A 20,596-nucleotide genomic window follows, 5' to 3' on the forward strand; every position below is an offset into this window, starting at 1 on the left:
ACACAGTGGACGGCTGGTCCGTGCCGGGTCAGCCGGCGACCGAGAGCAGGGCGTCGGCGACGGTGGTCCGGAGGTTGAGCACCTTCCGGCCGTCCCGCTGGGTCGTCACCAGCCCGGCGGCCCGCAGCACGGCCAGGTGCTGCGACACCCCGCCGGCCGAGATCCCGGTACGCCGGGCGAGTTCCGTGGTCGACACCGGCGCCCGCATCTCCACGAGCAGCCGGGCCCGCCCCCGGCCCAGTACCGCGCCGAGGGCGTCGGAGGTCCGGGCGCCCGCCTCCCAGAGCGTGCCGACCCCCGGGCCGGGTACGCGAGCTGTGGCGGTGTGCCCTGGGCCACGCTGAGCACCGAGGGCCAGACGAAGACGGACGGGACCAGGACGAGCCCGCTGCCGTCCGGTACGTCGGCGGTGGTGCAGTGGCGTTGGGCGATCGACAGCGTCTCGCCCTCCCAGCGAACCCGTTGGTGGAGGTCGTTGAGCAGCCCGTCGGCGCCGTCGGTGGCCAGCCGACGGGCCCGGTGCTGCACCTCGGCCTCGAGCAGCAGCCGGATCCGGGCCCAGTCCGGGGCGAGCGCGATCTCCCAGTAGGCGGTGATCTCGTCGGCGAGTCGACGTAGTCCCGCCACCGGGTCGGCGCGCAGGGCGCGTACCGCCGGGGGCGGCGCGGCGTCGTAGCGGTCCAGGTCGGCCCGGAGCACCTCGGGCGGGGTGGCCCGCAACACGGTCAGTTCACTACCGAGGTCCGGGGTCAGCCCCTGCGGTGGCGGGGTGAGAAAGTCGGGCAGGTAGCGCGGGCTGGCCGGGGACGAGCTGCCAGAGCAGGCCGCCGTCGGAACGGGTGCCGGTGGAGCCGTCGCCGACAGAGCCGGTGCCGATCAGGCCGGCGGCCATGAGCGGGGGGCGGACCCGGTTCGCCCAGGGCAGGTGGATCGCGTGGTCACCGGTGTCACGCAGCACCCGTACGCTCGCCACGACCTCCCAGAGGCAGGAGACCGCGAACCGGATCCGGGCCACGGCGGTGGCGGAGCTGGCGACGCTCGGGGTGGCCCGGGTCAGCCTCGGCTCGTCGGTCGCCGAGGCGGCGTACGGGGTGGCGCGGCGGGCCGCCGAGGAGGCGTTCGGGACCGGCACCTACCAGGCCCTCGCCGACGCCCTGGACTACGGCACGATCAACGCGCTCATGCGCCACTGAACGCGTCGTCGGCAGCCGGCCCGCGGACCGGGGCGGGACGCGTCGTCGACAGCCGGCCGGCCGGCGGACCGGGGCGGGGCCCCGGTTCCGGCCTGCTGTCGTGTCGACTCGCCGATTGCGCGACGATGGCGGTATGGCAGAGACAGCAGAGACCGGCAGCTACGTCAACCCGGGCGGGGAGTTCACCCGCGACCAGCGCTACATCGCGACCCGGATCACGGCGGACGGTCGGGACGGCTACCCGGTGGAGCCCGGTCGGTACCGCCTGGTGGTGAGCCGGGCCTGCCCGTGGGCGAACCGTACGATCATCGTCCGCCGACTGCTCGGTCTGGAGGACGTCCTGTCGATGGCGGTCGCCGGCCCGACCCACGACGCCCGGAGCTGGACGTTCGACCTGGACCCGGGCGGCCGGGACCCGGTGCTCGGCATCGAACGCCTGCAGGAGGCGTTCTTCGCCCGCTTCCCCGGCTACGAGCGGGGCATCACCGTGCCGGCGATCGTCGACGTGCCGACCGGGCAGGTGGTAACGAACGACTACGCGCAGATGACCCTGGACTTCTCCGGCGAGTGGCGGGCCTACCACCGGCCGGGGGCGCCGGACCTCTACCCGGAGGAGCTCCGGACCGAGATCGACGAGGTCAACCAGGTGGTCTTCGCCGACGTGAACAACGGCGTCTACCGGTGCGGTTTCGCCGGCAGCCAGGAGGCGTACACGAAGGCGTACCACCGGCTCTTCGACCGGCTGGACTGGCTGTCGGCCCGGCTGTCGGGGCAGCGTTACCTGGTCGGCGACACCATCACCGAGGCGGACGTCCGGCTCTTCACCACGCTGGTCCGGTTCGACCCCGTCTACCACGGCCACTTCAAGTGCAACCGGCAGAAGCTGACCGAGATGCCGGTGCTGTGGGCGTACGCCCGGGACCTGTTCCAGACTCCGGGGTTCGGCGACACCATCGACTTCGACCACATCAAGCGGCACTACTACGAGGTGCACCGGGACATCAACCCGACCGGGATCGTACCGGTGGGGCCGGACCTGGCCGGCTGGCTCGAGCCGCACGGCCGGGAGGCGCTCGGCGGGCGTCCGTTCGGCGACGGCACTCCGCCCCCGCCGCCGCGCGCGGACGAGGTGGTGCCGGCCGGGCACACTCCGCTCGCCGGCTGAACCACCGGACCGGGGGCCGGGCGGCCCTGCGGGTCCCCGCCCCCGGTCCGGTGGCAGTACCTAACGTGCCCGGTGGAGGAACCAGCGCAAACTGCCCTCGTACACCAGCGCGACCAGGAGGAACAGCCAGAGGAACGAATCGGCCCGGTCATCGGCGGAGAGGAGGGCGGCCCCGGTCACGGCGACCAGCAGCAGCGCGAAGGCCACCTGACCGGTGACCGCCCAGGCCCGCAGTTGGGCGTAGGCGCCGTACTCGTCAGCCGCCCGCCCGTCCGTCACCGAGGCGACCCGGGGCGCCGCGCCGGTGCGCCGGGCCAGGTTCCGTTGGGTCAGGATCGCGGCCAGGATCGCCCCGATGGCCAGGATCGTCAGCGCCCGCGTCTCGTCTCCGTCCCGGAGGGCGTCGGCGGCCAACGCCAGCGCTGCCACACAGCCCAGCAGCTCGAAGGTGAGCGACACCCGGTTAGCCGTTGTTGTTGTCCACATGGAAGATCTCCTCCACCGTCCGTCGGAAGAACCGCGCGATCCCGATGGCCAGGGGCAGCGTCGGGTTGTAGCGGCCGGTCTCGATCGCGTTGATGGTCTGCCGGGAGACGTCGAGTGCCTGTGCCAGGTCAGCCTGGGTCAGGTTCCACGCCACGCGCAGCGCCCGTACGTCGTTCCGCACATGTAAAGGGTGCTTGTCATTCGCACCCAAGTCAAGGGTCCTTTACATCCCTGTCCCTGGGCCCGGAACCGCTTCCGACCGACGGGCCGACCAGGGCGTGACCGGAGGATCTACGGACGGGCCTCGACGGATCCGGGTCCCGGTGCCGGGGTGCCGATCGGGTCGCCCGGGCCGACCATCACGGTGAGCACGGTCCGGGTCCGCCACGCCGGCCTGGGCCAGGAGGGTCCTGGCCAACGCCCGGGACGCCCGGCCGTACGCGAGGATCTCCCGTAGTTCGGGGTGGTGGGTCGCCTCGAGCAGGCAGGCGTACCAGGCGAGGGTGCGGGCACGCCCGACGGTCAGAAGGATCCATCACGGGCACGGTCGGACAGGAGGTACCGGCATGACGGAGCGCACCGCGGTGGTGGTCGGCGCCGGAATCGGCGGGCTCTGTGCCGCCCAGGGGCTACGGGCCCGAGGCTGGCAGGTCAGCGTCCCGGAGCGGGCACCCGCGTTCGGCACGGTGGGGTCCGGCATCACCCTGATGTCCAACGCGCTGGCCGGTCTCGACGCGCTCGGAGTCGGTGGACGGATCCGCGCGGCCGGCTCGTTCGAGACGCCGGGCGGGGCCCGCACCTCCGACGGTCGCTGGCTGTTCCGGGTCGAGGCGGCGACCCTCGCCGACCGGCTCGGCACGGCGTCACTCGGCATCCACCGGGCGACCCTGCACGAACTCCTCCGCGACGCCCTACCGGCCGACTCGATCGTCACCGGCGCCGAGGTGGTCGACCTGCTCGCCGGTCCGCCCGCCGAGGTCGGCTACCTGCGCGACGGGGTCCGGCACACCGTCCGGGCCGATCTGGTGGTGGGCGCGGACGGGCTGCGCAGCACGGTCCGCGGATGATCCCGCTCGGCGACGGCCGGGTCTACTGGTTCCGCGCGGTGAACGCCCCGGCCGGTCAGCGCGCACCGGACGAACTCCGGGCGGTACGGGACCGGTTCGGCGACTGGCACGACCCGATCCCGGCGCTGCTCGACGCCACGCCGACACAGGCCGTGCTGCGTAGCGACATCCACCACCTGGGCACCCCGCTGTCGACGTACGGGCGCGGCGCGGTGGTGCTGGTCGGCGACGCGGCACACGCGATGACCCCGAACCTGGGCCAGGGTGCGGCCCAGGCCGTCGAGGACGCAGTGGTGCTCGGCGCAGTTCTGGACGAATTCGGGGACCTGCCGAATGCACTACTCCGGTATGACCGGGAGCGACGCCCGCGCTCGCAACAGATCGCCCGGGCCTCCTATCGGATCGGTCGGTTCGGCCAACAACCGGAAAGTCGAATCGCGGTCACGCTCCGCAACATCATGCTGCGACTCACCCCGTCGGACACCGCTCCGGTCGATGGCCCGGTTCGCCGACCGGCGCCCACCGCCAGCGACGTAGCGTGCCCCGGCGATTGCCGAGAGCGTCGATCGCGCCGCCTGGCCCTCCGACACACCCTGTGAGTATGGCCGCGCCCGTGGATGAATCAACATTCAGTTAGATTCATGCCCGAACGGTGCGGTGATCCGTGCCCGATCATCCGGAATAGTTGCATAATGCGTCACAGGTCGCCAGGCATCAGGCTGAAGCGGCATAAAGGAGCGAAAGGCGCGAATGTGAAGCTCACCTTTGTTCGCAAGACGGCCCAGTCACAGGTCAACAACTGCCCGTCGCTGTACCGCACCGACCGTGGCACCTTTGTCGTCCAGGGATGGCGGATCTCCGATCCGGAGGCGCTCTCCCAGCTCGACATCCCGCCACACGAGACGGCGGTGGAGGTGCCGGCCGACGTACTGGCGGAGATCGCGAAGACCCTGTAACAGCGGCCGGGCCGCAGCCAACGGCGGCCGGGCCCGGTGGTACCAACGGCCGATCGGCTCACCCGGTACGCGGGGAGGCGTACCGAACCCCGACGTGGTGGGCCGATCGCACCACAGCACCTCCCGCGAGCCGCCCCCGCGCCGGCCCCGGAGCGGGCGGGCCGACCGGTCGATCCTCAGGCGGCCGGCAACTCACGCAGGTCGGCCAGGGTCACCGGGGTACGCGCCGCGAGCAGTCGCTCCAGTCCCACCACGTCAGCCACCTCGCCGACCACGTCCACCCCGCCGACCTCCCGGCGGTAGCGGTACGCCAACCGGTACAGGTACCGGCCACCGACCCGCTCGACACTCACCCGCCATCGTCCGCAGCAGGAACACGCCCAACCCCGCATCCCGCGAACATAGCTCTGACCTGTGAAAACGTTCAGATCGCCCGGTCGGTACGGTGCTGCTGGGGCCGCCGGGGCGGCTGGGACGGCCGAGCCGCCCCACCCAGCGGCGACGATCTGGTTGACTTGGCCGGGTGAAGCTGCCGATCAACCCACCGGTCGAGCCGATGCTGGCCAGAAGCGTGCCGAAGATGCCGACCGGCGACGGCATGACGTACGAGCCGAAATGGGACGGCTTCCGCTGCATCGTCTTCCGGGACGGCGACGAGGTGGAGCTGGCCAGCCGGGGCGGCAAGACCCTGACCCGCTACTTTCCCGAGGTTGTCGCCCAGGCCCGCGCACAGCTGCCGACCCGGTGCGCGGTCGACGGCGAGCTGGTCGTGATCCGTCGGGACGGGCCGGACGGCCAGCCCCGGCTCGACTTCGAGCTGCTGAGCCAGCGCATCCATCCGGCCGCCTCCCGGGTGAACATGCTGGCCGAGACCACCCCGGCCGACTTCGTCGCCTTCGACCTGCTCGCCCTCGACGACGAGGCACTGCTCGACGAGCCGTACGAGCGGCGCCGGGCCCGGCTGGTCGAGGCACTCGGCGCGGTGGTCCCGCCGGTGCACGTCACCCAGACCACCACCGACCTGGCGACCGCCCGCCGCTGGTTCGAGATCTTCGAGGGGGCCGGGCTGGACGGGCTGGTCGCCAAGCCGGCCGACATCCCGTACGAGCCGGGCAAGCGGCTCATGTTCAAGGTCAAGCACACCCGGACCGCCGACGTGGTGGTCGCCGGCTTCCGCTGGCACAAGTCCGGCCCGGTGGTCGGCTCGCTGCTGCTGGGGCTCTACGACGAGGCAGGGGTGCTGCACCACGTCGGCGTCTCGGCGTCGTTCACCGCCACCCGCCGCAAGGAGCTGCTGGACGAGTTGGCGCCGTACCGGGGTGACGAGGTCGCCGCCACGCACCCGTGGGTGCACGGCGACCACACCAGCGGGCAGCGGATCCCGGGCGGGCCGAGCCGGTGGTCCGGCACCAAGAGCCTGGAGTGGGAGCCGCTGCGGCCGGAGCTGGTCGCCGAGGTCGGCTACGACGCGATGGAGGGTGACCGGTTCCGGCACACCGCCCAGTTCGTCCGCTGGCGGCCCGACCGGCAGCCCCGCTCCTGCGGGTACGACCAGCTCGACCGTCCGATCCGGTTCGACGTCGACCAGGTGCTGCGCGGCGACCCGACCGCCACCACCTGACCCCGGACAGCGGCGACCCCCGGACAATCCCCGAACCGGACACCGCCGGACCCCCCGGGCGATGCCTGAACCCGGCGGCGGCCCGACCACTGCCCGGTTCACCGCCCCGGCTGCCGGGCCCGGTGGTCACGCCCCGCCGTTCGCCCGGACCGCGTAGCCTGGCGATCGGAGAAGATCACGGAGGGATTCTCTTGGCCCGCACGCACCTTCGCCGGTTCTTCCCGGCCGGTACCCGTCGGCTTCCGCTCGCCGGCCTGCTCGCGATCGTCCTGCTGACCGCCGGCTGCACCCTGCCCGGGTTCGACCGGGGCGACAACACCGACCGGCGTGGCCGGGCGGCCGGCACCGCCGGCCCCGGCGCCCCGGACTGGAAGCCCTGTCCGGACGTCCCGCGCAAGCTCGTCGGGCGGGGCGCGGCGAACATGCGGTACGACTGCGCCACGATCGCCGTACCCGGGGACTGGAACGCGGCCGCCGGCACCACGCCGAACGGCGAGGGCAGCGGTCTGGAGATCGCCCTGCTGCGGATCCGTTCCACGAAGCAACGGGACCGGATCGGCTCACTGTTGATCAACCCGGGTGGCCCGGGCGGCTCCGGCATCGACACGGCGGTCTACCTGTCGTTCGGGCCCTCCTTCGGCGGGCTGCCCGACGACGTGACCCGACGGTTCGACATCGTCGGCTTCGACCCCCGGGGAGTGTCCCGCTCCTCCCCGGTCAAGTGCATCTCCGACGCCGACCTGGACAGCACCTTCGGCTACCGGCCGGACCCGGAGAGCCAGGCCAGCTTCGACGGGCTGGTCGCGCTGAACCGCCGGATCGGCCAGACCTGCGGCGACAAATACGGCGACCGGCTGCGGCTCTTCTCCACCGAGCAGGCGGCCCGGGACATGGACGCGATCCGGACCGCGGTCGGCGACGAGAAGCTGAGCTACCTCGGTTTCTCCTACGGCACCCTGCTCGGGGCGACGTACGCGCAGCTCTTCCCCCGCAACGTCCGGGCGTTGGTGCTCGACGGCGCGGTCGACCCCCGGCAGGACCTGATCGCCGGCTCGGAGAGCCAGGCCAAGGGATTCGAGCGGGCGTTCGACAACTTCACGAACTGGTGCGCGCGGACACCGCGTGACTGCCCGATCGCCCCGGACGCCCGGGGCGCGGTGACCGAGGCGCTCGACAAGGCCGAGGTCTCCCCGGTACGTGGCGAGGGCGGTCGGGAGGCGACCGCCGGTTGGGTCTTCTACGCGGTGATCTCCTCGCTCTACACCGAGTCCGGCTGGGAGAAGCTCGCCGCCGCGATCGACTCGTTGCGGGGCGGCGACCCGAAGGGCGTCTTCGAGTTGGCGGACGCGTACGCCGAACGGGACGCGGACGGCCGGTACAGCAATCTCTTCGACGCCAACCTGGCGGTGAACTGCGCCGACGAGGACTCGCGCCCCGGGGTGGACCGGATCCGCGCCCTGCAGTCACAGTGGCGCACGAAGTACCCGCTGTTCGGCGCCCCGCTCGCGGTCGGGATGCTGAGCTGCGAGTTCTGGCCGGCTCAGCGGGACCCGTATCCGACCGGGGCGGCTGTCGGCGCGCCACCGATCGTGGTGGTCGGCACCACCGGGGACCCGGCCACCCCGTACGAGCAGACCGCGAAACTGGCCGACATGCTCGGCGTGGGGCGGGTGCTGACCTGGGAGGGCGAGGGGCACACCGCGTACCCGCAGACCCGGTGCGTCACCGACGCGGTCGACGCCTACCTGATCGACCTCAGGGTGCCGGCCGAGGGGACCCGCTGCCCGGCGCGCTGAGCACGACGACCGGGTCCCCGTGGCCTGACCCGGGACGGGCCCGTACCGGACAGCTCCGGTACGGGCCCGTCGTGGTTGATCCGCCCTGACGGAACCGCCGTGGGTTTGGCTCCGCCGTGGTGGACCGGTCAGTTGGGGGCGTGCACCCCGGTGGCGTTCCAGTCCCGGGTGGCGCCCCGGACGTACATGGTCGACGACTGGTTGCCGGAGAAGTACTGCCGGATCGAGCCGGCGAACGGCGTGCTGGAGGCGTTGCGGCCGTACACGTCGGTGTAGACCGTGGTCGGGCCGCTGTTCTGCACCTGGAAGGTGCCCGGCCGGAACTCCCGGAGGGTGCCCTTGAACGGCGAGCGGGGGTCGTCCCAGGCGAGGTTCTGCCCGGCCTGGCGGGCCTGGTTGCAGTAGTCGCCGCCGGCGAGGTTCGTGTAGCACAGGTCGACGATCCGGCCCAGGTTGTTCGGCTTGCTCGGGTCGTAGTAACGCGACGGGTTGACCACGTAGAACAGCGGCGCGAGGCGGAAGTTCAGCCCGGAGCCCGTCACCGAGAAGTCGGAGAACCAGAAGTCGTCCATGTCGGAGACGGTGAACGGCACCGGGTTCGGGTAGAGCGGGTCGTAGTGCGTGCGACCCTCGCGGATCGCCTGGACGCAGCCCGGCTCGGTGATCAGCCGGCCCAGCGACCGGGTGTCGGACGGGGAGTCCGCCGGCACCGCGGGTTGGACGTTGATGAACGCGCCGCCGAAGCCCGGGCACTCGCTGGGGCTGAACCCGCCGGCCCGGCCGAGCGGGATCATCGCGTTGTAGCGGGCCTCGGTGACCTGGCCGCCGTTGCTCGCGACGCAGCGCTGGTTGAAGAGCAGTTCGTGGACGTTGTTGCTGAACGCGTCCGGCGAGTGGGTGCCCTGGTGGAACTTGAGCAGGGTGTCGCAGGTGGCGATCGTGGTGCCCTGCGGCGGGAAGAAGCTGGTGCCGTTGTCGCCCTGGATCACGTTGACGTTGTTGACGGTGAGGACCTTGTGCCCGACGTGGTCCTCGTGCCGGTGGCTGTGCTCGGCCATGTTGTCCAGCATCACCTCGCTGGTGTAGCCGAACGCCGGCCAGCCGACCGTGCTGTACAGGTCGGACGGTCGGGGGTCGTCACCGTGCTCGTGGCCGAAGTTGCAGCCGCTGGGGTCGCGGGTCGGGTGCCAGGTCGGGTAGACCTTGCCGTCCGGCCCGTACGTCCAGTACCGCGCGTGGATCTCGACCGAGCACTCGCCGGAGCGGGGCAGGTAGCCCTTCTCGTTGGCGGTGGCGATCAGTTCGTACGCCCGGCTCTTGGCCGCGCCGGCCGGCGGGAGCGCGGTCCCCCAGGTCGGGTTCCCCGGTGGCGGGGTCGTCGGGGGTACGGTCGGTTGACCGGTCGGCGGGGTGGTCGGCGGGGTGGTCGGCTCACCGACCGCGCCGGTGCACGCGGTGCCGTTCATGGCGAACTCGGTCGGTGTGGTGTTGCTGCCGGTCCAGGAGCCGTTGAAGCCGAACGTGGTGCTCGCTGCGGTGCCGAGGCTGCCGTTGTAGCTGGCGTTGCGGGCGGTGACCTGACTGCCGCTCTGCGACACGGTGGCGTTCCAGGCCTGGGTGACCCGCTGACCGGACGGGTAGCTCCAGGTCAACGTCCAGGAGCTGACCGGGTCGCCGAGGTTCGTGACGGCCACCGAGGCGGTGAAGCCACCCTGCCACTGTGAACCGACGGAGTAGGTTACCCGGCAGCCGGCCGCGGCGGCTGCGGGTGCGGCGACGGTGATGGCCGCTCCGCTCGCGGCGACCACGGCGGCTACGGTCGCGGTTGGCCACAGCCGGGACCGATAGCGGTGGATGCGCATCTCCTGATCCTCCAAACGAAGGCGGACGGGTCGACGGAAATGCGCTCCCTCAGGACGGTGACCGTGCCAAAAAGGTACGGAGCGGGCGTACCTGCTCTGATTCGAGCCCGGTCCGCAGGGGCGACGGGAGCCGGTGCGAACCGTTTCGGCGGGGAGACAGAAGCGTTTCCATCGAAATGTTTCTATCTATGTTACTGACCGTTTCGACGCTGTCAACGCACACCGGGCAACCCCGACCCCACCACCCGACACCGCCCCGGCCGGCACCGCCCGACCCCGCGTCGACCAGCCCGAACCGCCGGCAACGGGACGTCACGACAGCGATTCGACCCGGGATCCCGACCGGACGTACCCGCGCCGACCCGCTCAGCCGGTCGGCGCGGTGAGGTACGTCCGGGCGGCGGCGACAAACGCGTCCGGGTCGTCGGCGTAGAGACGGACCCGGGCGGTCGGCTCGCCGGCCCCCTTCGGCAGGGCGAGCGGGAGCGGGTCCCGGAGTACGACGTCCACACTGGTCTGACTACCCACCCCGAGGTGGACGATCGGGCCACCGTCGTCGTGTTCGACCTGGACGGCCTTACCGGAGGGCAGCGACCGGTACCGCTTGTGCACGGCCGTGACGGCGTCCCACGGGATCGTCAGGTCCAGACTGACGCCGTTGCGCACCCGGATCCCGTGGCGGTCGAGGACGTGCGGGTGGAGTTTGAGTATGGCGTACAGCCCGAACATCCAGATCAGCCCGTAGATGCCCAGCACCAGGACGAGGTAGCGGGCCGGCGACCACGGCACGAGCCGACTGACGATCAGGTCGAAGATCGGGATCTCCACCGCGGAGAGCACGATGAACATGACGAGGATCGGCCGCACCACCCCGAGGTAGCCGAACGTCACCGCGCCGGGCGGGTACGCGACCGGGCGGCGCAGCAGCCAGCGGAAGAGGCTGCCCCACATCGCCGACTCGTAGGCGACGGCCCGTCGAACCAGGGATGTACGTTCCACCGACGTCGCCTCACTTCCGGCCCGGAACCAGTACGCCGAGCCACCCGAGTTTTACAATGCGACTGAAATGTAACCAGCTTCCCGGCCGGTTGCAAGACGATCGCAATGTGATCATGGGGGGACCATGGTCGGATGCTCCGCCGCACGGTGTGCCAGGCTGTCCCCCATGGCAGAGCTGATCTTCCGTACCGCAGGCCGCCCGGACGTACCGGCAATCGTGTCGATGCTGCTCGACGACGAGGTGAGCGCCGCCCGGGACCCCGGCCATCCGGTCAGCGAGGAGATCGACGCCGCCTACTGGGCCGGTTTCGAGGCGGTCGACGCCGATCCGCGCAACGAGCTGGTCGTCGTGGAACAGGACGGTGAGCCGGTCGGCACCATGCAGCTCACCTTCATCCCCTCGCTGAGCCGGCGGGGCGCCGAGCGCCTGCAGATCGAGGCGGTACGGGTCCGCGCCGACCTGCGCGGGAACGGCATCGGCCGACGGATGATGGTCTGGGCGGTGGACCAGGCCCGGGAACGCGGCTGCGGGCTGGTCCAGTTGACCACCGACAAGCGGCGTACGGAGGCGCACCGGTTCTACTCGTCACTCGGTTTCGAGGCCAGCCACGAAGGAATGAAACTGACCCTGCCGAGGAACGGGGACAGCCGCCCCGTCCACACCGGGGACTCCGCCGCCACCGCCTGAGCATCTCTGTCGGTAGCAGCCGGACCGGACCACCCGGCCTCAACGCCGCGGCACCGGTCGACTCACGACGTGCGGTCGCGGTCCTTGGAGGGCTGCACCCGCTTCGGTTCGCCGGGCATCTTCGGATGGTCGGGTGGGTACGGCAGGTCGCCGCCGGCACCGTCCCGTTCGTCGCGGTCGGCCCACTCCAGCAACGGGGTGATGTCCCACGGACCGTCGTCGATCCCGGCGTGCGGGTCACCGATCTTCGCGAGCCGTTCCGGCACCGTCCGCAGGTCGAAGTCGTCGGGCTCGACGTCCGGCAACTCGTCCCAGGTGACCGGGGTGGAGACGGTGGCCCGGGCATTGGCCCGCAGCGAGTAGGCACAGGCGATGGTCCGGTCCCGGGCCATCTGGTTGTAGTCCAGGAACACCTTCTCGCCGCGTTCCTCCTTCCACCAGGAGGTGGTGACCAGATCGGGACGGCGTCGTTCGATCTCCCGGGCGAAGGCGATCACCGCGCGGCGTACCTCGGTGAACGTCCACCGGGGCGGGATCCGCAGGTAGATGTGCACGCCCCGGCCGCCGGAGGTCTTCGGCCAGCCGACCGCGCCGAGCTCGGCCAGCAGCGCCCGCACCTCACCGGCCGCCTCCACCGCGTCGGTGAAGTCGGTGCCCGGCTGCGGGTCGAGGTCGATACGCAGCTCGTCGGGACGGTCGACGTCGTCGCCCCGCACCGGCCACGGGTGGAAGACCACGGTCCCCATCTGGGCGGCCCAGGCGACGTGTGCGAGGTCGGCCGGGCAGAGTTCGTCGGCGCTCCGACCGCTCGGGAACTGGATCCGGGCGGTCCGGATCCACGGCGGTACGCCCCGGGCCGGCACCCGCTTCTGGTAGAACATCTCCCCCTCGATGCCCTCCGGGAAGCGCTGCAGCGCGGTCGGCCGGTTGCCCAGCGCCCGCATGATGCCGTCACCGACCGCCAGGTAGTAGTCGAACATGTCCTTCTTGGTGAACCCCCGGCGCGGGAAGTAGACCCGGTCGGGGCTGCTCAGTCGTACCGTGTGCCCGGCCACCTCGACCTCGACGGGCTTCGCCTTCCCGGCGCCACCACCAGCCATGGGCCGACCCTAGACCACCGGTGTGACGTCGACGGCCCGACGCGGTGACGCGGCGCCGCGGGTCGGCAACGCCGGAGCTCACGACCGGGGACCGGTCCCGGCGGAGGTGCAGCCGTACCGGTGCTCCTCCCAGAGTTGCGCGATCATGACGAGCTTCCGCTCGAATCGCGGGTCGCGGTCGAGCGGGCCGCCGTCGTACGGCACGCGCAGCCGCAACACCGCGCCGTCGGAGAGATAGACCGCGACGAGGGTACGCCCCCGGCGCCGCTCCGCCCGGACGTCGACCACGAGTCGCCAGGGGGCGACACGGCCCGGACCGTAGCCCCGGGTCCGCACCCCGGCCCCGTCCAGGGTCGTGCCGGCCCAGGCACGCAGCACCACGCCGCAGAGCAGACCGGCCGGGAGCGGGGCCAGGACCACGACCCAGACCACGTCCGGCAGGTCCCGCCCGACGGGCGCGACGGTGGCCACCACGAGCAGCGCCGCGCTGCCGACGCCGCCCGCGCGCAGCCCGTGCACCAGCGACTGTCGCCAGGTCAGCCGGTACTCGGCCAGCACCGGTCGTTGGTGCCGGCCGCGCCTGATCCCACCCGGCCGGAGGGCCGCCCGCATGTCTGGTCAACGACCCGCCGGGCGGCCGGTGATTGCCGACGGTCGAGATCGGCGGCTGATGATCACCGACGGCCGAGATCAGAATCACCCGGACCGGGTACCAGGGGGAAGATCGCCGCCGTACCGTGGAGGCATGGCTGCCGACGACAGGAATCCTCCCCTCGACCAGGACACCGGGCTGCCCACGAGCGAGGAGGAGTGGCGGGTACGGCTCAGCCCGGAGGAGTTCCGGGTGCTGCGCCAGGCCGGTACGGAGCGTCCGTGGACCGGCGAGTACGTGGACACCAGGACGGCGGGCACGTACCACTGCCGGGCCTGTGGTGCGGAACTCTTCTCCAGCGACACGAAGTTCGACTCGCACTGCGGCTGGCCGAGTTTCGACCAGGCGCTGCCGGGCGCGATCCGTTACCTGGAGGACCGCTCGCACGGCATGGTCCGGGTCGAGGTGCGCTGCGCCCGGTGCGACTCGCACCTGGGGCACCGGTTCGACGGTGAGGGCTACACGCCGACGAACGCCCGCTACTGCATCAACTCGATCTCGATGCGCCTGGACCCGTCAACCACGTAGGATCGCGACAAATATCCGAAACGGGGGATTTGTCATGGCGTCCTGCGAGGTCTGCGGCAACGACTACTGGATGGCGTTCGAGATCCGTACGGTCAGCGGCGACGTGCACACCTTCGACTCGTTCGAGTGCGCCGCCCACAAGCTCGCCCCGGTCTGCGAACACTGCGGCGTCCGGATCCTCGGCCACGGGGTCGAGGTCTCCGGACGCTTCTTCTGCTGCGCCCACTGCGCCCGGGTGGTCGAGGGCGAACGCGGGGCGGAGATCCGGGACGCGGTGGGAGCCCGGCCGGCCTGAGCCGAACCGGCGCCGCCTACCATTCCGGCATGTCCGCCCCACAGACCCGTACGCCCTCCGCCGCCGGCGACCTCGACCTCCGGATCGCCTCCTTCGCCGACCTCTCCACCCGCGCCCTGCACGACCTGGTACGGCTGCGGGTGGACGTCTTCGTCGTCGAGCAGGAGTGCGCCTATCCGGAACTGGACGGTCGGGACGTCGAGCCGGGCACCCGACACCTGTGGTTCGCCCGGGACGGGGTGCCGCTGGCCTACCTGCGTCTGCTCGCCGACCCGGGGCCGGCCGGGGAAACCGGCGCCGTGGCCCGGATCGGCCGGGTGGTGGTCGCCCCGCAGGCCCGTGGCGAGGGTCTCGCCGGACGTCTGATGACCGAGGCGTTGACCCTGGTCGGGGCCCGGCCCTGCGTCCTGGACGCGCAGGCCCACCTGGTCGACTTCTACGCCCGCTTCGGCTTCGCCCCCAGCGGCCCCGAGTACGTCGAGGACGGCATCCCACACGTGCCGATGCGCCGCGAACTGACCTGAGCCCCTCAGGGCAGGGTGTTGACCAGTTCGCCGATGCTGCGCCGGCGGCCGGTGTAGAACGGCACCTCCTCGCGGACGTGCCGGCGGGCCCGGGAGGCCCGCAGGTCACGCATCAGGTCCACGATCCGGTGCAGTTCGTCGGCCTCGAAGGCAAGCATCCACTCGTAGTCGCCGAGCGCGAACGAGGCGACCGTGTTGGCCCGGACGTCCGGGTAGCCGCGCGCCATCCTGCCGTGCTCGGCCAGCATCTCCCGGCGCTCGGCGTCGGGCAGCAGATACCACTCGTACGAGCGGACGAACGGGTAGACGCAGATGTAGTCGCGGGCCGGCTCACCGGCGAGGAACGCCGGGATGTGACTCTTGTTGAACTCGGCCGGCCGGTGCAACGCCATCTGCGACCAGACCGGGGCCAGGTGCCGGCCGAGCGCGGTGCGGCGCAGCCGCCCGTACGCCTCCTGGAGGGCGTCGCTGGACGACGAGTGCCACCAGATCATCAGGTCCGCGTCGGCGCGCAGCCCGGAGACGTCGTAGCTGCCCCGGACCACCACGTCCTTGCCGGCCAACTCGTCGACCAGCGACCCGACCTCGGCCGCGACACCATCCCGGGCCTCCGGCAGCGGGCCGGTGGCCCGGAACACCGACCACATGGTGTACCGGATGCTCGCGTTCAGCTCCCGCAGCCGGGCCGCGTTGCTCTGCTCCGACGACTGTTCCGCACTCATGCTCTCGATGCTCCCCACACCTTGATGATCTCCTCCGCCGCCGTCTCACCCGACCGTACGCAGATCGGGATCCCGACCCCGTCGTAGCCGGCACCGGCCAGCGCCAGGCTCGGGTACGCCTCCCGCAGCGCCGCCCGGGCCGCGGCGACCCGGTCCAGATGGCCGGGGGTGTACTGCGGCAGGGCGCCGCCCCAGCGCTGCACGTGACTGGCGACCGGTACGGGCAGCCGCGCCCCGTCCCCGGCGGCGCCGACCACCAGCGCGCCCAGTTCCCGGTGCACGGTCGAGACGAGTTCGTCGTCGGAACACTGCAGCAGGTGCTCCTCGCCGTACCGGCCGACCGAGGCGCGGACCAGCACCGTGCCGTCGGCCCGCCGCAGGTGCGCCCACTTGGTGGTGAAGAAGGTCGCCGCCTTGACCAGGGTCCCCTCCCCCGGCGGCACCAGGAACCCGGAGAGACCGGTCGGCAGCAGGTCGGCGGCCGTCGCCGGCAGGGCCAGGCTGACCAGCGCCACGCTGGCGTAGTCGAGCCGGCCGACCAGGGCACCGACCGCGACGTCGACCCCGGCCAGCAGTCGGGCCGCCGGACGGGCCGGCAGCGCCAGCACCACCGCGTCGACCTCGACCAGTTCCGGGTCCCGGGTCGGTCCGACGACCAGCCGCCAGCCGCCCGGCACCGGGATCAGCTCCCGGACCGCCGCGTTCAGCCGGATCTCGGCGCCGCTCGCCTCGGCGGCGGCGGCCACCAGGCGGCTCACCCCGCCGGTGACGGTGGCGAAGACCGGCGCGCCCGGCGACCGGGGCGTCGCCGCCTGGGCCGCCCGGACCGCGCCACGCAGCGTCGACTCGTTGCGGGCCGCCCGGGCCAGCGCCGGCATGGTGGCGGCCAGCGACAGTTCGTCGGCCCGACCGGCGTAGACCCCACCGAGCATCGGGTCGACCAGCCGGTCCACCACCTCGGCGCCGAGCCGCCGCCGGACCAGGTCCCCGACCGTCACGTCCTCGTCCGGGCCGAGCAGCGGCCGACCGCCGTCGTGGTCCCGCTCCGCCTCCGGCCGGGCCACCGTGGTCACCGCCGCCAGATCCCCGGGTACGCCCACCAGGGTGCCCGGCGGTATCGGGCGCAGTTCGCCGCCGATCGCCAGTGCCGCCCGCCCGGTGGCCGGGTGCACCAGCGCGTCACCGAGTCCGACCCGGCGGGCCAGGGCGACCGCGGCGGAGTCACCACCGGCCGGATCGCGGACCAGGAACGCCTCGGCGCCGAACTCGACCGTCGAGCCGGCGAGTGACCCGGTACGCAGTTTGCCGCCGAGCGTGCCCGACTGCTCGTACACGGTGATCCGGGTGTCGGCGGGGAGCCGGTCGCGCAGCCGTACGGCGGCGGCCAGCCCGGCGATCCCGCCGCCGACCACCGCGATCCGCGCGCCGTCGCGTCCCACGCGCTCACTCACGCCGTCACCTCACTCAGCCTGCGTCAGCCCGCGGACGCCTCGTGGACCAGGGCGACGACCCGGGTCAGTACGTCGGGATCGGTTTCCGGAAGTACCCCGTGACCGAGGTTGAACACGTGCCCCGGGGTGACCGTTCCCTCGGCGAGGACCCGGCGCACCTCGGCCTCGACGACCGGCCACGGCGCGAACAGCACCGCCGGGTCGAGGTTGCCCTGCACCGCCTTGTCCTGCCCGATCCGCACCGTCGCCGCGTCCAGCGGGGTACGCCAGTCGACCCCGACCACGTCCGCCCCGGCCTCGCCCATCGCGGTGAGCAGTTCGGCGGTGCCGACCCCGAAGTGGATCCGTGGTACGCCCGCGTCGGCGAGCCCGTTCAGCACCGCCGCCGAGTGTGGCAGCACGAAGCGGCGGTAGTCGGCCTCGGAGAGCGCGCCGGCCCAGGAGTCGAAGAGCTGCACCGCGGAGACGCCGGCGCCGATCTGCACCCGGAGGAAGGCGAGGGTGATGTCGACGAGCCGGGCCAGCAGTGCGTGCCAGACGTCGGGCGCGCCGTGCATCAACGCCTTGGTGCGTACGTGGTTGCGCGACGGCCCACCCTCGACGAGGTAGCTGGCCAGGGTGAACGGCGCACCGGCGAAGCCGATCAGCGGGGTGTCGCCGAGTTCCGCGACGAGCAGCCGTACCGCTTCGTCCACAAAGGAGACGTCGGTGGGGTCGATCGGGCGGATCCGCGCCACGTCGTCGAGGGTCCGCACCGGCTCGGCCACCACCGGCCCGGTGCCCGACACGATGTCCAGGTCCACCCCGGCCGCCGCCACCGGTACGACGATGTCGCTGAACAGGATCGCCGCGTCGACGCCGTGCCGGCGGACCGGCTGCAGGGTGATCTCGGCGACCAGGTCCGGCCGTCGGCAGGACTCGAGCATGCCGATGCCCTCGCGTACCTTCCGGTACTCCGGCAGCGATCGGCCCGCCTGCCGCATGAACCAGACCGGGGTGTGCGGCACCGGCTGCCGGCGGCAGGCCCGAACGAACGGGGAATCACCCGGCCCGGGTACGGCCGGTTTGTCGTCTCGGGCGGCATTGCCCGTACTCGTGGCGCTCATCGGCGCAATCGTGCCACGCGGGTCGGGAGGGGCGTCGCGCAGCGCCGGGTTTTGTGGCGTGGGCGGCTGATCGGGCGGGACCCCGGCGTCCGGCCGCCCTCTCTCCGCCCCCACCACCGGCACCGCCACGGGCCCGGCTACGGCGCGGCGCTCCCCCACCGCGCCGACGATCGGCTTAGGCTGCGGATATGGCCCCCCCGATCGTGCAGCCCGAGACCTTCGCCCGTGCGGTGGCGGGGTTGCGCTCGGCGGTGCCGCGCGAGGAGATCGTCCTCGAGGAGGTCGGCGCTCCGCAGCGGCTCGCCCCGTACGCCTTCGCGCTCAGCGCCACCGTGCACCGCGACGGCGACGAGGTGGCGACCGGGCGGCTGATCCTGCTGTACGACCCGGCCGGCCACGAGGCGTGGGAGGGGACCCTGCGGCTGGTCACCTACGTCACCGCCGAACTGGAGATCGACCTGGCCGCCGACCCGCTGCTTCCCGGGGTCGGCTGGACCTGGCTGACCGACGCGCTGGAGGCGCGGGAGGCCGGATACCGGGCGATCGGCGGCACGGTGACCCAGACCATGTCCACCCGGTTCGGCGATCTGGCCGGCCCGCCGGCCGCCGGGGACGTCGAGATCCGCGCCTCCTGGAGCCCGACCGACGACAATCTGCGGCCACACCTGCTCGCCTGGTGCACCCTGCTGGCCTCCACCGCCGGGCTCCCGCCGCCGGGTGTCACGGTGTTGCCGCACTCCCGGCCGGCCGGCGCGGCCTGACCGGATCCACCGCCACGCCCCACCGGCGCCGCCACCCGACCCCGGCCCACCGGCGCCGCCACCCGATCCCGGGCCGGTCCGGTGTCGGCACCGTCACCCGCCGGACGGCCGTCCCAATCGCTTCACCGGCACCACGAGCCGCAGTGGGCCCGAAACGCCGGACCGGCTGCGTCCGGGTGATCCGGGCGAAGACTAGGGTTGTCAGGTGACCGACGAACCACCCCTGCGCCGTCGGGCCGCGCAACGCCGAGCAGGGGACGAGCCGCACAGCCTGCCGGCGCCCGCGCCGGTGCCCGAGACAGTGGGGCCCGACCCAACGCCCGGCGGGCCCGTACCGCTGCTCACACCCCGCGACGGCACCCCTGCCCCCGTCGAGACCTCCGCCGGCCTGGCCGAGGTGGTGGGCCGCTTCGCGACCGGCACCGGCCCGGTCGCGGTGGATGCCGAACGCGCGTCCGGATACCGCTACAGCCAACGCGCCTACCTGGTGCAGCTACGCCGGGCCGGTGCCGGCACGGTGTTGATCGACCCGCTGCCGCTGGGCGACCTGAGCACCCTCGACGAGGCGATCGCCGACACCGAGTGGGTGCTGCACGCCGCCAGCCAGGATCTCGCCTGCCTGGCCGACCTGGGCCTGCGGCCACGGCGGCTCTTCGACACCGAACTGGCCGCCCGGCTGGCCGGGTTCGAGCGGGTCGGCCTGGCCGCTCTGACCGAACAGCTGCTCGGCTTCACCCTGGAGAAACACCATTCCGCCGCCGACTGGTCCAGCCGGCCGCTACCGGAGTCCTGGCTGACCTACGCCGCGCTCGACGTCGAGATGCTCACCGAACTGCGGGACGCCCTGGCGCTGGAGTTGGAGCGGCAGGGCAAGGAGAAGTGGGCGGCCGAGGAGTTCGCCGCCCTGGTCGCCTGGGGCGCCCAGCCGGCGCGGCAGCGCCCTGACCCGTGGCGGCGTACCTCGGGGATCCACCGGGTCCGGGGGGCGCGGGCGCAGGCCCGGGTCCGGGCCATCTGGTACGCCCGGGACGAGATCGCGGCCCGCCGTGACTCGGCTCCCGGTCGGGTGCTGCCCGACGCGGCGATCATCGCGGCGGCCGAGATGGATCCCAAGGACGAACGGACCCTGCTGATGCTGCCCGGCTTCGGTGGCCGTTCGGTACGCCGGCTCGCCCGGATCTGGCTGGAGGCGCTCGCCGAGGCGCGGCAACTCCCCGACGACGCGTTGCCGGTCGCCCCGACCGTCGACGGTCCGCCGCCGCCGCACCGGTGGGCGGAACGGGATCCGGTGGCGGCGGCCCGGCTGGCCCGCTGTCGGGAGGTGGTGACCCGGATCGCCACGGCGCACACCCTGCCACCGGAGAACCTGATCACCCCGGACTCGGTACGCCGGCTGGCCTGGATCCCGCCGGAGGAGATCACTCCGGAGACGGTCGCCGAGACGCTGCGCGGCTACGGCGCCCGGAGCTGGCAGGTGGGTCTGATCGCCGACGAGCTCGCGGTGGCGCTGGTCGGCCCGCCGGCCTGACCAGGGTGGGACGTACCCGCACCTACGCGGTCGGGTCCGGGCCGAGGACCTCGGTGCGCTTGCGGGCCCAGGCCAGCGAGTGCCGGATGCCGTCGG

At 72.5% G+C, this 20,596-nt stretch carries 26 protein-coding genes; 13 read left to right on the forward strand and 13 right to left on the reverse strand.

Features of this window, described 5'->3' with window-relative positions; all coding sequences use genetic code 11:
- Positions 1–28: 28 nt before the first annotated feature.
- On the reverse strand, positions 29–163 hold the full coding sequence (locus ABGB21_RS35090; protein WP_347681491.1) for a hypothetical protein: 135 nt from the start codon (positions 161–163) through the stop codon (positions 29–31).
- Complete coding sequence (locus ABGB21_RS35095) at positions 106–723, reverse strand: DUF5937 family protein (RefSeq protein ID WP_347681473.1); 618 nt, start codon at positions 721–723, stop codon at positions 106–108. Before ABGB21_RS35095 ends, ABGB21_RS35090 begins: the two co-directional genes overlap by 58 nt.
- A gap of 167 nt (positions 724–890) precedes the next feature.
- Here ABGB21_RS35095 and ABGB21_RS35100 point away from each other — a divergent pair, with 167 nt between their 5' ends.
- Both ABGB21_RS35100 and ABGB21_RS35105 read left to right on the forward strand, forming a co-directional pair.
- Positions 891–1,193, forward strand: coding sequence for a hypothetical protein (locus tag ABGB21_RS35100; RefSeq protein WP_347658460.1), 303 nt, complete (start codon positions 891–893; stop codon positions 1,191–1,193).
- Positions 1,194–1,326: 133 nt separating this feature from the next.
- On the forward strand, positions 1,327–2,358 hold the full coding sequence (locus ABGB21_RS35105; RefSeq protein ID WP_347658462.1) for a glutathione S-transferase C-terminal domain-containing protein: 1,032 nt from the start codon (positions 1,327–1,329) through the stop codon (positions 2,356–2,358).
- Between the two features lie 60 nt (positions 2,359–2,418).
- On the opposite strand, the gene ABGB21_RS35110 is transcribed toward ABGB21_RS35105, so the two are convergent.
- The 3 genes from ABGB21_RS35110 to ABGB21_RS35120 are packed head-to-tail and all read right to left on the reverse strand — an operon-like array spanning position 2,419 to position 3,376.
- Positions 2,419–2,844 carry a hypothetical protein gene (locus tag ABGB21_RS35110; protein ID WP_347681475.1) on the reverse strand — a complete coding sequence of 142 codons (426 nt, stop codon included), beginning with the start codon at positions 2,842–2,844 and terminating at the stop codon, positions 2,419–2,421.
- The gene (locus tag ABGB21_RS35115) at positions 2,822–3,025 is read right to left on the reverse strand and encodes a helix-turn-helix transcriptional regulator (RefSeq protein ID WP_347681477.1); all 204 of its coding nucleotides are present in this window, start codon (positions 3,023–3,025) and stop codon (positions 2,822–2,824) included. Before ABGB21_RS35115 ends, ABGB21_RS35110 begins: the two co-directional genes overlap by 23 nt.
- A gap of 42 nt (positions 3,026–3,067) precedes the next feature.
- Positions 3,068–3,376, reverse strand: coding sequence for a hypothetical protein (locus ABGB21_RS35120; protein ID WP_347681493.1), 309 nt, complete (start codon positions 3,374–3,376; stop codon positions 3,068–3,070).
- Positions 3,377–3,410: 34 nt separating this feature from the next.
- Here ABGB21_RS35120 and ABGB21_RS35125 point away from each other — a divergent pair, with 34 nt between their 5' ends.
- From ABGB21_RS35125 to ABGB21_RS35135, 3 genes are all read left to right on the forward strand, one after another.
- A complete protein-coding gene (locus ABGB21_RS35125; RefSeq protein ID WP_347681479.1) occupies positions 3,411–3,911 on the forward strand; it encodes an FAD-dependent monooxygenase in 501 nt (166 codons plus the stop codon).
- Entirely contained in the window at positions 3,908–4,510 is a 603-nt protein-coding gene (locus tag ABGB21_RS35130) for an FAD-dependent monooxygenase (protein WP_347681481.1), read from the forward strand. Before ABGB21_RS35125 ends, ABGB21_RS35130 begins: the two co-directional genes overlap by 4 nt.
- 153 nt (positions 4,511–4,663) lie before the next feature.
- Positions 4,664–4,867 carry a hypothetical protein gene (locus tag ABGB21_RS35135; protein WP_331217862.1) on the forward strand — a complete coding sequence of 68 codons (204 nt, stop codon included), beginning with the start codon at positions 4,664–4,666 and terminating at the stop codon, positions 4,865–4,867.
- Positions 4,868–5,043: 176 nt separating this feature from the next.
- Here the strand turns inward: ABGB21_RS35135 and ABGB21_RS35140 are convergent, their stop codons facing one another.
- On the reverse strand, positions 5,044–5,259 hold the full coding sequence (locus ABGB21_RS35140; RefSeq protein ID WP_347681483.1) for a hypothetical protein: 216 nt from the start codon (positions 5,257–5,259) through the stop codon (positions 5,044–5,046).
- A 131-nt stretch (positions 5,260–5,390) separates the two neighbouring features.
- Here ABGB21_RS35140 and ABGB21_RS35145 point away from each other — a divergent pair, with 131 nt between their 5' ends.
- Both ABGB21_RS35145 and ABGB21_RS35150 read left to right on the forward strand, forming a co-directional pair.
- Positions 5,391–6,488, forward strand: coding sequence for an ATP-dependent DNA ligase (locus ABGB21_RS35145; RefSeq protein ID WP_347681485.1), 1,098 nt, complete (start codon positions 5,391–5,393; stop codon positions 6,486–6,488).
- Positions 6,489–6,742: 254 nt separating this feature from the next.
- Positions 6,743–8,284 carry an alpha/beta hydrolase gene (locus ABGB21_RS35150; protein ID WP_347681495.1) on the forward strand — a complete coding sequence of 514 codons (1,542 nt, stop codon included), beginning with the start codon at positions 6,743–6,745 and terminating at the stop codon, positions 8,282–8,284.
- A gap of 128 nt (positions 8,285–8,412) precedes the next feature.
- On the opposite strand, the gene ABGB21_RS35155 is transcribed toward ABGB21_RS35150, so the two are convergent.
- A complete protein-coding gene (locus ABGB21_RS35155) occupies positions 8,413–10,146 on the reverse strand; it encodes a cellulose-binding domain-containing protein (protein WP_347681487.1) in 1,734 nt (577 codons plus the stop codon).
- Between the two features lie 366 nt (positions 10,147–10,512).
- Positions 10,513–11,145 (reverse strand): hypothetical protein, encoded by a 633-nt coding sequence (locus tag ABGB21_RS35160; protein ID WP_347651989.1) that lies wholly within the window; start codon positions 11,143–11,145, stop codon positions 10,513–10,515.
- Positions 11,146–11,311: 166 nt separating this feature from the next.
- Between ABGB21_RS35160 and ABGB21_RS35165 the strand changes: the two genes are divergently transcribed.
- Positions 11,312–11,833: a GNAT family N-acetyltransferase gene (locus ABGB21_RS35165; RefSeq protein ID WP_347651990.1), complete on the forward strand. Its 522-nt coding sequence runs from the start codon at positions 11,312–11,314 to the stop codon at positions 11,831–11,833.
- Positions 11,834–11,895: 62 nt separating this feature from the next.
- Here ABGB21_RS35165 and ligD read toward each other — a convergent pair whose 3' ends face one another.
- Together ligD and ABGB21_RS35175 are read right to left on the reverse strand one after the other, a co-directional pair.
- Entirely contained in the window at positions 11,896–12,933 is a 1,038-nt protein-coding gene (ligD, locus tag ABGB21_RS35170; protein ID WP_347651991.1) for a non-homologous end-joining DNA ligase, read from the reverse strand.
- Between the two features lie 78 nt (positions 12,934–13,011).
- Complete coding sequence (locus ABGB21_RS35175; protein WP_347651992.1) at positions 13,012–13,491, reverse strand: hypothetical protein; 480 nt, start codon at positions 13,489–13,491, stop codon at positions 13,012–13,014.
- A 187-nt stretch (positions 13,492–13,678) separates the two neighbouring features.
- Between ABGB21_RS35175 and msrB the strand changes: the two genes are divergently transcribed.
- The 3 genes from msrB to ABGB21_RS35190 are packed head-to-tail and all read left to right on the forward strand — an operon-like array spanning position 13,679 to position 14,932.
- Positions 13,679–14,113 (forward strand): peptide-methionine (R)-S-oxide reductase MsrB, encoded by a 435-nt coding sequence (gene msrB / locus ABGB21_RS35180; RefSeq protein ID WP_347651993.1) that lies wholly within the window; start codon positions 13,679–13,681, stop codon positions 14,111–14,113.
- A gap of 34 nt (positions 14,114–14,147) precedes the next feature.
- Positions 14,148–14,408: a Prokaryotic metallothionein gene (locus ABGB21_RS35185; RefSeq protein WP_347651994.1), complete on the forward strand. Its 261-nt coding sequence runs from the start codon at positions 14,148–14,150 to the stop codon at positions 14,406–14,408.
- A 29-nt stretch (positions 14,409–14,437) separates the two neighbouring features.
- Entirely contained in the window at positions 14,438–14,932 is a 495-nt protein-coding gene (locus tag ABGB21_RS35190; RefSeq protein WP_347651995.1) for a GNAT family N-acetyltransferase, read from the forward strand.
- Positions 14,933–14,937: 5 nt separating this feature from the next.
- On the opposite strand, the gene hemQ is transcribed toward ABGB21_RS35190, so the two are convergent.
- Genes hemQ through hemE form a run of 3 tightly spaced genes read right to left on the reverse strand, consistent with a single transcriptional unit; the run spans position 14,938 to position 18,211 of the window.
- Positions 14,938–15,654, reverse strand: a complete 717-nt coding sequence (gene hemQ / locus ABGB21_RS35195) for a hydrogen peroxide-dependent heme synthase (protein ID WP_347651996.1) — start codon at positions 15,652–15,654, stop codon at positions 14,938–14,940.
- The gene (gene hemG, locus ABGB21_RS35200) at positions 15,651–17,105 is read right to left on the reverse strand and encodes a protoporphyrinogen oxidase (RefSeq protein ID WP_347681489.1); all 1,455 of its coding nucleotides are present in this window, start codon (positions 17,103–17,105) and stop codon (positions 15,651–15,653) included. The genes hemQ and hemG overlap by 4 nt, the downstream gene beginning before the upstream one ends.
- Before the next feature lie 23 nt (positions 17,106–17,128).
- A complete protein-coding gene (hemE, locus tag ABGB21_RS35205) occupies positions 17,129–18,211 on the reverse strand; it encodes a uroporphyrinogen decarboxylase (protein ID WP_347651998.1) in 1,083 nt (360 codons plus the stop codon).
- Positions 18,212–18,399: 188 nt separating this feature from the next.
- On the opposite strand from hemE, the gene ABGB21_RS35210 reads away from it, so the two are divergent.
- Both ABGB21_RS35210 and ABGB21_RS35215 read left to right on the forward strand, forming a co-directional pair.
- Positions 18,400–18,972 carry a DUF3000 domain-containing protein gene (locus ABGB21_RS35210; RefSeq protein ID WP_347651999.1) on the forward strand — a complete coding sequence of 191 codons (573 nt, stop codon included), beginning with the start codon at positions 18,400–18,402 and terminating at the stop codon, positions 18,970–18,972.
- A 205-nt stretch (positions 18,973–19,177) separates the two neighbouring features.
- Positions 19,178–20,500, forward strand: a complete 1,323-nt coding sequence (locus ABGB21_RS35215; RefSeq protein ID WP_347652000.1) for a ribonuclease D — start codon at positions 19,178–19,180, stop codon at positions 20,498–20,500.
- The last annotated feature ends 96 nt before the right edge of the window (positions 20,501–20,596 follow it).

It is taken from the genome of Plantactinospora sp. B24E8, assembly GCF_039871735.1.
Lineage (GTDB): Bacteria > Actinomycetota > Actinomycetes > Mycobacteriales > Micromonosporaceae > Plantactinospora.

Excerpts from the sequence above, each read along its gene's own strand:
- msrB (WP_347651993.1), top strand. The coding sequence starts at position 13,679 with ATGGCTGCCGACGACAGGAATCCTCCCCTCGACCAGGACACCGGGCTG.
- ABGB21_RS35155 (WP_347681487.1), bottom strand. The coding sequence starts at position 10,146 with ATGCGCATCCACCGCTATCGGTCCCGGCTGTGGCCAACCGCGACCGTA.
- ABGB21_RS35140 (WP_347681483.1), bottom strand. The coding sequence starts at position 5,259 with ATGCGGGGTTGGGCGTGTTCCTGCTGCGGACGATGGCGGGTGAGTGTC.
- ABGB21_RS35210 (WP_347651999.1), top strand. The coding sequence starts at position 18,400 with ATGGCCCCCCCGATCGTGCAGCCCGAGACCTTCGCCCGTGCGGTGGCG.
- hemE (WP_347651998.1), bottom strand. The coding sequence starts at position 18,211 with ATGAGCGCCACGAGTACGGGCAATGCCGCCCGAGACGACAAACCGGCC.
- ligD (WP_347651991.1), bottom strand. The coding sequence starts at position 12,933 with ATGGCTGGTGGTGGCGCCGGGAAGGCGAAGCCCGTCGAGGTCGAGGTG.
- ABGB21_RS35165 (WP_347651990.1), top strand. The coding sequence starts at position 11,312 with ATGGCAGAGCTGATCTTCCGTACCGCAGGCCGCCCGGACGTACCGGCA.
- hemQ (WP_347651996.1), bottom strand. The coding sequence starts at position 15,654 with ATGAGTGCGGAACAGTCGTCGGAGCAGAGCAACGCGGCCCGGCTGCGG.
- ABGB21_RS35100 (WP_347658460.1), top strand. The coding sequence starts at position 891 with ATGAGCGGGGGGCGGACCCGGTTCGCCCAGGGCAGGTGGATCGCGTGG.
- ABGB21_RS35130 (WP_347681481.1), top strand. The coding sequence starts at position 3,908 with ATGATCCCGCTCGGCGACGGCCGGGTCTACTGGTTCCGCGCGGTGAAC.
- ABGB21_RS35185 (WP_347651994.1), top strand. The coding sequence starts at position 14,148 with ATGGCGTCCTGCGAGGTCTGCGGCAACGACTACTGGATGGCGTTCGAG.
- ABGB21_RS35105 (WP_347658462.1), top strand. The coding sequence starts at position 1,327 with ATGGCAGAGACAGCAGAGACCGGCAGCTACGTCAACCCGGGCGGGGAG.
- ABGB21_RS35125 (WP_347681479.1), top strand. The coding sequence starts at position 3,411 with ATGACGGAGCGCACCGCGGTGGTGGTCGGCGCCGGAATCGGCGGGCTC.
- ABGB21_RS35190 (WP_347651995.1), top strand. The coding sequence starts at position 14,438 with ATGTCCGCCCCACAGACCCGTACGCCCTCCGCCGCCGGCGACCTCGAC.
- ABGB21_RS35110 (WP_347681475.1), bottom strand. The coding sequence starts at position 2,844 with ATGTGGACAACAACAACGGCTAACCGGGTGTCGCTCACCTTCGAGCTG.